At 29.8% G+C, this 5378-nt stretch carries 6 protein-coding genes and 1 pseudogene; all 7 read right to left on the bottom strand.

Translation table 11 applies throughout. From position 1 onward, the window contains the following. Positions 1-626: PHP domain-containing protein (locus SPD90_RS05225; RefSeq protein ID WP_320924526.1), on the bottom strand; the 626-nt coding region annotated here is incomplete at its 3' end. A 126-nt stretch (positions 627-752) separates the two neighbouring features. After that, positions 753-1691 carry a DNA-binding protein WhiA gene (gene whiA, locus SPD90_RS05220; RefSeq protein WP_320624158.1) on the bottom strand — a complete coding sequence of 313 codons (939 nt, stop codon included), beginning with the start codon at positions 1689-1691 and terminating at the stop codon, positions 753-755. Positions 1692-1706: 15 nt separating this feature from the next. After that, a complete protein-coding gene (locus tag SPD90_RS05215) occupies positions 1707-2132 on the bottom strand; it encodes an NUDIX hydrolase (RefSeq protein ID WP_320624157.1) in 426 nt (141 codons plus the stop codon). Positions 2133-2227: 95 nt separating this feature from the next. Beyond that, the gene (locus tag SPD90_RS05210) at positions 2228-3319 is read right to left on the bottom strand and encodes a gluconeogenesis factor YvcK family protein (RefSeq protein WP_320624156.1); all 1092 of its coding nucleotides are present in this window, start codon (positions 3317-3319) and stop codon (positions 2228-2230) included. Positions 3320-3332: 13 nt separating this feature from the next. Then, complete coding sequence (gene rapZ / locus SPD90_RS05205) at positions 3333-4190, bottom strand: RNase adapter RapZ (protein WP_320624155.1); 858 nt, start codon at positions 4188-4190, stop codon at positions 3333-3335. A 13-nt stretch (positions 4191-4203) separates the two neighbouring features. Then, positions 4204-4920 (bottom strand): PHP domain-containing protein, encoded by a 717-nt coding sequence (locus SPD90_RS05200; RefSeq protein ID WP_320624154.1) that lies wholly within the window; start codon positions 4918-4920, stop codon positions 4204-4206. Between the two features lie 3 nt (positions 4921-4923). Then, positions 4924-5378: pseudogene (locus SPD90_RS05195) on the bottom strand (UDP-N-acetylmuramate dehydrogenase); the annotation flags it as partial.

Here is a 5378-nt window from a genome sequence, read left to right as displayed (position 1 = left end):
TGTATATCATTTGTAGCTACTAGAGGTATATTTAACTCCTTAGATAATTTCACTAAGGATGCATTGACCTCTTTTTGTTCTGGTAAGTTATGATCCTGTAATTCTAAAAAGAAATTGCCTTGACCAAATATTTCATTATATTCTATAGCAATTTCCTTCGCCTTTTTATAATTTCTGTTTAATAAGGCATTTGAAACATCTCCAGCTAAACAAGCAGATAGACAGATAATACCTTTACTGTGCTGTTTCAAAGTTTCTATATCTACTCTAGGCTTGTAATAAAATCCGTCTACATACGATACTGAAACTAATTTTATTAAGTTTTGATATCCTGTCATATTTTCTGCAAGTAAAACTAAATGACCATATCTTTTATCAAAATTCGGATCTTTATCTCTTAAGCTTCTCGATGCTGTATATAGCTCACATCCTATAATAGGCTTTATGCCTAATTTTTTAGCTTCTTTATAAAAATCAATCACACCAAACATGCTTCCATGATCAGTTATAGCAACTGAACTCATGCCTAAATCCTTAGTCCTTTTTATAAGCTTCTTAACTCTAGAAAAACCATCTAATAAGCTATACTCTGTATGCACATGTAAATGTGCAAAATCTGCACTCATATTTTCACCTCCCAATAAAAAACTTGTATATCCTCATATTTTTAACTCATAAACATAAGTTAATACATTTTTTCAAATTAAACAAGGGGAATTTGTACCAAATTCCCCTAATTATTTTCTTGTATTTTATTTTAAATCATTAGCAATCTGCTCTATTTTTTTCAATCGATGATTGACTCCTGATTTACTTATCGGTGGATTTAACATTTCCCCCAATTCCTTCAATGACATTTCTTCATGCTCTACCCTAAGTAAAGCAATTTCTTGTAAATTTTCTGGTAAACTGCTAATTCCTATCTTATTTTGAATTAATTTTATGTTTTCGACTTGTCTAACTGCTGCATTTACAGTTTTAGATAGATTTGCTGTTTCACAATTTACAATACGGTTTACGTTATTTCTCATTTCTTTTACTACTTTTGTATTTTGCAAGCTAAGTAAAGCCTGATATGCCCCTATCATACTCAATAAATCAGAAATTTGTTCACTTTCCTTTAAATAAACAACAAAACTATTTTTTCTAGCTACTATTTTAGAATTAAATCCCAAAGAATTTATTAAATTCTTAAGCGAATTTGCATAATCTTCATGATTAGCTACAAATTCCATATGATAATTTTTTTCTGGATCACTAATCGATCCTCCACCTAAAAAAGCTCCCCTTATATAAGATTTTTTTAGGCTATCGTCGTCAAATACCGCTTTTGGAACACAATTAGTCGGAAAAAAGCCATCTTTATCTTCTAGTATTCCCAGTTTTTTAAGAAGTATTTCCGCCCCATTTTCACTTTTCACAGTCAAAACATAGCTATTATTTCTCTTTAGCATTTGATTTTTGTTTACAGAAATTGTAGTACTTATATCAAATTCCTTTTTTAATAATTTAAAAATTCTTCTCGCCACAGAATTTAACTCAGTAGTTATCTTTATATTAATTTTTCTAAGTCCTGCAATTTGTATACTTCCAGCCATTCTAACTATCGCCGATAGCTCTGCTTGTTTATTTTTATTATCGATTTCTTTAACTCTAGCTAATTCATTTTTTGTCTCACTCGAAAAAGACATTTTTATCACCTAATTCTAGCTTTTTTTGTTTCTCTTTTTTATTTCTTCTAATGCAACCTTTATTATTTCTCTTTCGTCATTATATCTAGCTAAATCAACTACTCTATCTACATGTATAAACTTAGCATCTACAAATCCCTCTTCTTTAAGAGGAATTGTATCCATATTTTTAGATTTCATTAAATACCAAAAAACCGTTTTATGAACAGCTCTATTTTCATCCCAATTTTCTTTATAAGTGTAGTGAATTTCACCTAAATATTTTAATATTTGAGCCTTTACTCCAGTTTCTTCTAGTACTTCTCTAAGAGCGGCATCCTTTTTTTGCTCACCTTCTTCTACTCTTCCCTTGGGTAATACCCAATCACCGTTAAACTTTCTAAGTAGAAGAATCGCATTACCAAATAAGACTACACCACCAGCACTAATCTCTTCTCTCATAGACATTCACTCCTTAATTCAACATAATAATAAGAATTTCTTCATAAAGATTTAAAAATCCTTTTTATAATACATAGGAAATTACATGTTTCATATTAATGATTTTTAGCCAAGTTAACAATTATATCAGAAATCTTATCAGCATTATGTCTAATATAGGAATCTTTTATTTCGATTAAATTGTCTTCAATAGTTTTAATACCCATACACTTTAATTTTAGCTTTTGTTCATTATCTAGTAAAACTTGTATAGAACCATCATCCTTATATCTTTTTGATACAATTTCCGGTATTTCTTCATTATTAACTACGATATAATCAATTAATCCATATCCTGTATGTTTTATCAATGCTTGAACATGATCTAATACATTGTATCCATCTGTCTCTCCTGGCTGAGTCATAACATTCGGTATATATACTTTTTTAGCATTTGATTTTTTTATAGAATCAATCACACCTGGAACTAATAGGTTGGGTATTACACTAGTATATAAACTACCTGGTCCCATAACTATAATATCCGCCCCATGTATAGAGCTTATGACTTCATCTAAAGGTCTGCAGTCTTCTGGTGTTAAAGTAATTTTGTCTATTTTACATTTTTGCTTTTTGACTATTTTGGGTATTGCTGATTCTCCTCTTATAACTTGACCATTATCTAAAGTCGCAATCAAATCTACATTTTCAAGTGTAACTGGTAACACTCTACCAGTTATAGCAAATATTTGACCTATTTTATATATTGCTGTTTCAAAATTTCCATATAACCCATTCATAGCAGCTAAAAATAGGTTTCCAAAACTTTGACCTTTTAATACGCCTTCTTCAAATCTATATTGCATAACTTCATTCATAGTAGGCTCTATATTGGCAAGTGCCATAATACAGTTTCTTATATCTCCAGGTGGCAGCATTCCTAAATCAGATCTAAGTACACCTGAACCGCCACCATCATCTGCAACTGTAACTACAGCTGTTATATTTTGTGTATAGTGTTTTAAACCTCTTAAAAAAATTGACTGTCCTGTTCCTCCACCGATGACTACTACATTAGGTCCCTTTCCTTCTTGATTTTGTAATTCGAGATATTTAATCCTCTCATTTTTCATCTTTATAAATAACCATATAGATATACCAAAGCATAGTATACCTATTATTCCCAAAACTATCGCAACTATTTCCATAATTACCTCCGCACTATTTTAACATAAAATCTCTATGCTTCTTAACAACTCTATAGCCTTGTTTTTGGATCTCTTCACTAATAAGATTTGCTATAGTTACAGATCTATGTCTACCGCCAGTGCAGCCAATACTAATAACCAAATGATGCTTTCCTTCTTCTACATATTGAGGTATTAAAAAATCAATCATGTCTGTAAGTTTTTTATAAAACTCCTTACTAATATCAGAATTCATTACATAATCTCTTACCTCTTGATCTTCACCTGTTTTTTCTCTAAGATCCTCTATATAATATGGATTAGGTAAAAATCTAACATCAAATACTAAATCTGAATCCTTAGGAATTCCATGTTTAAATCCAAATGAAAGCACAGAAATTGTAAGATTTGTCTGAGTTTCTCCTGATGAATATATCTTACTTATTTCTTCCTTTAAATCCTTAGGCTTCATATTAGTAGTATCAATTATATAATCTGCAATCTCCTTTAATGGATTTAGTATTTTTCTTTCTAGCTTTATGCCTTCTGGTATTTGTCTATTTAAAGCTAAAGGATGATTTCTTCTAGTCATTTTATATCTCTTTAAAAGAGTGTCATCATCACAATCTAAAAACAGTACCTCAAAAGGATAATTTTCCTTTTTTAATTTTCTTATACTATCATGTAAATCTTCAAAAAACTTTATCCCTCTTATATCAATACCAAGTGCTACCTTATCTACCATAGAACCTGCTTGATAACATATTTCAGCAAAATTAACTATCAATGTAGGAGGTAAATTGTCTACACAATAAAAATCCATATCCTCTAAAGATTTCATTACTTCACTTTTACCTGAACCAGATAAACCAGTTACTATTACAAACTTCATTAAAGACACCTCCTTAAATTAAAATATTTTCTATTAATGATTTATTTAATCCTGATTTATTTACTGTATCTAATGCCAATTCAAAATTTCCGACATTTTGTGGTATATGCGCATCTGAACCTATAATAAATTTAAGATTGTAGTCTTTTATTTTTTTTAATTGTTCTACATTTAAAAAACTATGGCTACTGTTTATCTCCAATCTAGTATCAGTATCTTTTGCTACCTTAGCCACCTCTTCTATATAAATATCTCCCTTATCTCCAGGATGTGTAATCACAAATATATCATTATTTTTCATAGTATTTATAATCGCTTCAGTATTGTATTCCTTTGCTTTTTCACTTTTTAAAAAATAATTTTGACATATATTGACCATTCCTTTTAAAGATGTAGGGATTGATCCAAAATGGTATCCTGCCATTACATAATCTAGATATTTATTGAATTTGTCATGTAAATCGATATTACCCTTATTATCCAATATATTACATTCAACGCCTAAGAGAATTTTAATTTGATTGTTGTATTTTTCATTTAACATATCAATTTCTTCTCTCATTCGTTTAAAATTGTCTATTTTTACTCCATAGGCAACATTTTTATACCCATGATCTGATATTCCCAGAGTCTTTAGCCCTTTAGATATTGCAACTTTTACATTTTCTTCTATAGTACCCTTCCCATGACTATATACAGTATGGGTGTGGTAATCTGCTAATATCTTCATATATTAATCCTCTCCAAGTATTTTAACTTCTTCTTCTAGCATTATCCCAAATTTATTTAAAACTGTGCTTTTTACGACATAAATTAAATCTAATATATCCTTAGCTGTTGCATCACCTATGTTCACAACAAATCCACAGTGTTTTTCAGAAACCTGAGCCCCTCTTAAAGTCAATCCTCTTAATCCGCAATCATCTATTAATTTACCTGCAAAATAACCCTTTGGTCTTTTAAATGTACTTCCTGCGCTTGGTAAATTTAATGGTTGTTTGCTGACTCTTCTATTAGTTAAATCTGCCATAAATTCTTTTATTTCATCATAATTTCCTTTTTTAAGCTCAAGCTCTGCTGATAAAACTATATAATCAGAATTAGTAAGCATGCTTCTTCTGTATTCAAATTTCATTTGTTCATTTGTAAATTCAAATATTTCACCTTGAGGATTCATAGCTCTTACTG

It is taken from the genome of Intestinibacter sp., from assembly GCF_034113885.1.
In the GTDB taxonomy this organism is placed as follows: Bacteria; Bacillota; Clostridia; order Peptostreptococcales; family Peptostreptococcaceae; genus Intestinibacter.
This window is presented reverse-complemented; position numbering and strand designations above follow the sequence as displayed.